Here is a 2,663-nt window from a genome sequence, read left to right on the forward strand (position 1 = left end):
ACGCTCAACTCCTCAGTCGGACACGACCATCAGCACAGAACTACCGCATGCGTTAGCACCTTCATGTAGGCGTTCGTCGCCCGGGATGGAAGTCGCATCTCGGGTCAACAACGGCGGGTCCGTTTCCGGGTTGCATGCAGAGCTATATCGCACCGCTGAGATACACCTGATTGCGTTCCGTATCAATCGGATGCACGGCAATGTTCAGCCACTCCAGTTCACCGTCGCAGTCTGTGCAGACTGGCCCTTCAGTGACATCGGACAATGTGTCCGGTTCCTGCAGGCCAAGGTGGGCGAACGGGGTAGTCGGGGTGTCGCCGTTTCCAGAGTTCACGGGGGTATCCCGATGGGTCAGGGGCACCTCGAGGTTCAAGGTCTCAATGAAGGCGTTCATGTCGGACTTGGGCAGCGTGAAGGCGAGCAACATGGTGTCGCTCTGAAACCCTCTCTGGTAGGCGGCCCTTAGGTCGGCTGCTGCTGCCGGGATCTTCACGCGCATGGACTGAGCGACCTGCGCCGGGGTCTTTGCCGGGACCCAGTGAGGAAGCCGTTCATCGCTTGTCGAAGTGCGTGCCGAAGAGTCATGCGCGGGGGATGAACAGCTTCCTATGGAGCAAAGCAGCGCTGTGCAGAGAACACTCAGCAGTGCGGACCTTCTGAATCGTCTGGACTTCACCGAGCATCTCCATTGCGTCCGATGTCCATTCGAGTTCCGTCGCGTCCGGAAACCGGGGGGTCGGGAAGGTCTCCTGTTTCGGTGCCGAGATCGTAATGCTGTACTGTACCGCTGCCTCGCATGTCGAACTCTTTAGCCAGGCCTGTCCTGTGCAGTCGAGCCATATCCGCATCGGTCACGGTGGTCGGACCGATCGGAGTGGCCTTTCCCGGATCCCAGTTGTATCGGTCCCAGACGTTGACTTGGTAGTCGAGGCTGACTTTCGGCCTGCCGTCAGTGCCGGGAACCACAGTGATCACACCAGTAGTGTTTGTCTGTGCGCTGCCGACTGCCAAATACCAGTTCCGGTCAGAGTGGGTGTAACCGATGCCTGGGGTCTCCACAGGGATTGCTACAGGCCTTCCGCCAGCCTGCTGATAGGCGTGTAAAGCTTCTTTGCGCCACTCATCCTGATGGTCAAGGATAGCCTTTTTTGTCATGTTGCGCAGAGTGTCGTCGTCATGCATCATCCTGTCTACATCGAGATTCAGAGTGGTTCCGGTGCCGCGGAGGTAGTGGTCCATGTTTCGAGCGGCATCCGTGTAACTAATGAAGTCACCTAGAGTCGACATCCCTTTGGCTTCCGCCAAGATCCAGTAATCACGAGCAGTGGGCTTATCGACAGCGTACTGACCGGAGCCATCGTCTGGAGATACCTGCTTTACTGTAGTCGCGAGGATGCCAGCGTTGATCAAGTCTTCTTTGTGTTGCAGCCAAAGTGTCGCTCGTGCATGTGGACTCAGTGAACCCCAAAGTCGCCGTAGTTCCGCTCTCTGCTGTGAGTCGGCGTCCTCGCCGAGTGCTGCAAGTTTCTGGGCGCGCGGCAGCATGTCCTCGTCGAGTGACGTATATGTGGCATGACCCGCATTGTAGGGGTCGTTACCGTGGCTCCGGGTGAGCGCTCGCACGACTGCCGCGTCAATTTCTCCGGCATGACGTACAAGGTCCGTCAGGGTGTCGGCGTACCATTGCATCTCTTGCTTGGCTTTGGTATCTCCTTCTTTCCCGTCTGCGGTGCACATAACGGGCATGACCTTCACCGATCCGTGCTCTCCGGGAACGATCGCAAATGCGTGCTCGCGTGCTTGTTCCTCTAGGAGCTTTGCTTTGTGTTGCAGGTCGGTGAGTTCTTGGTAAGCGTCACTCAGCACGTTGTATATGCTTCGTGCTTCACTGTGTAAGTCGTTGCACTCTTTGATGGTTTTGTCCACGAACTCGCGGGTCACTGATGCGTTGATCCCGGCCCATCGGGCCGTATCAGACTTTACTTTGAGACCGTCGCGTGAGTCTCTGGCGAGAGTTTCGAGGTGCTTGACTGTCTGTTTCCAAGTCTCCACGGCGGTACCCAGCTTGGCCAGGTTTACATCGAGCAGGTCGCGGTAGTCCACGGTTTCGCCTCCCATCACTTGAAGTAGCTACTCAATACGGATACGGGAACCGGTGATCCGTCCCGGCAACGCATATCAGCAGCGATTTTTGCGTCATCGTGCGCGTGCGTTTTTTTCGAGTAGTCGAGGTGGTTGGAGATGTGGGCTAGTGCCTGCAGGACCGCCTTGACCTGAGTGGTCCAGACGGAGACGGTGGTTTCGAGGGCAGACCCCATTGAGAAATGGTGGCTCTTCAGTTCCGCAGCGGCCTGCATAGTTGTTCCGCTGCCGTTTTCGTCAGCGCCTGCTCCGGCAATATCGGCCTGATGCCGGAGGCGAGCGTGCAGTTGGAACGCCTCATGGCCGACGGCGCCGAGATCATCCTGGTGTACGACGAGGTCCGGTCTCCCTGCGTTGCCGGTGGATCCGTTTGCGCCGTTGAGCTGCAGATGTGTCGTTTTGCCCTCGATCGCGCGACTCTTCAGCTGTTCCCATTCTTCCCAAGCCATAGTCACATCCCCCCACTGTCATGGCTTGACCGTGTTGAGGATCAGCGTACGTGAGCGCAACCAGGAAGGGAG

General features: G+C 57.7%; 3 protein-coding genes. All 3 read right to left on the reverse strand.

Annotated features, from left to right (window positions below; all coding sequences use genetic code 11):
- Positions 1 to 142: 142 nt before the first annotated feature.
- The 3 genes from MTQ10_RS29640 to MTQ10_RS29650 all read right to left on the reverse strand — a co-directional run bounded on the left by MTQ10_RS29640 (position 143) and on the right by MTQ10_RS29650 (position 2,591).
- A complete protein-coding gene (locus MTQ10_RS29640) occupies positions 143 to 499 on the reverse strand; it encodes a hypothetical protein (RefSeq protein ID WP_189428462.1) in 357 nt (118 codons plus the stop codon).
- Positions 500 to 672: 173 nt separating this feature from the next.
- Positions 673 to 2,103, reverse strand: coding sequence for a hypothetical protein (locus tag MTQ10_RS29645; protein WP_247473514.1), 1,431 nt, complete (start codon positions 2,101 to 2,103; stop codon positions 673 to 675).
- A gap of 14 nt (positions 2,104 to 2,117) precedes the next feature.
- On the reverse strand, positions 2,118 to 2,591 hold the full coding sequence (locus MTQ10_RS29650) for a hypothetical protein (RefSeq protein WP_125500216.1): 474 nt from the start codon (positions 2,589 to 2,591) through the stop codon (positions 2,118 to 2,120).
- Positions 2,592 to 2,663 lie beyond the last annotated feature (72 nt).

The sequence above is a fragment of the Streptomyces sp. XM83C genome, assembly GCF_023072675.1.
Lineage (GTDB): Bacteria > Actinomycetota > Actinomycetes > Streptomycetales > Streptomycetaceae > Streptomyces > Streptomyces thermocoprophilus.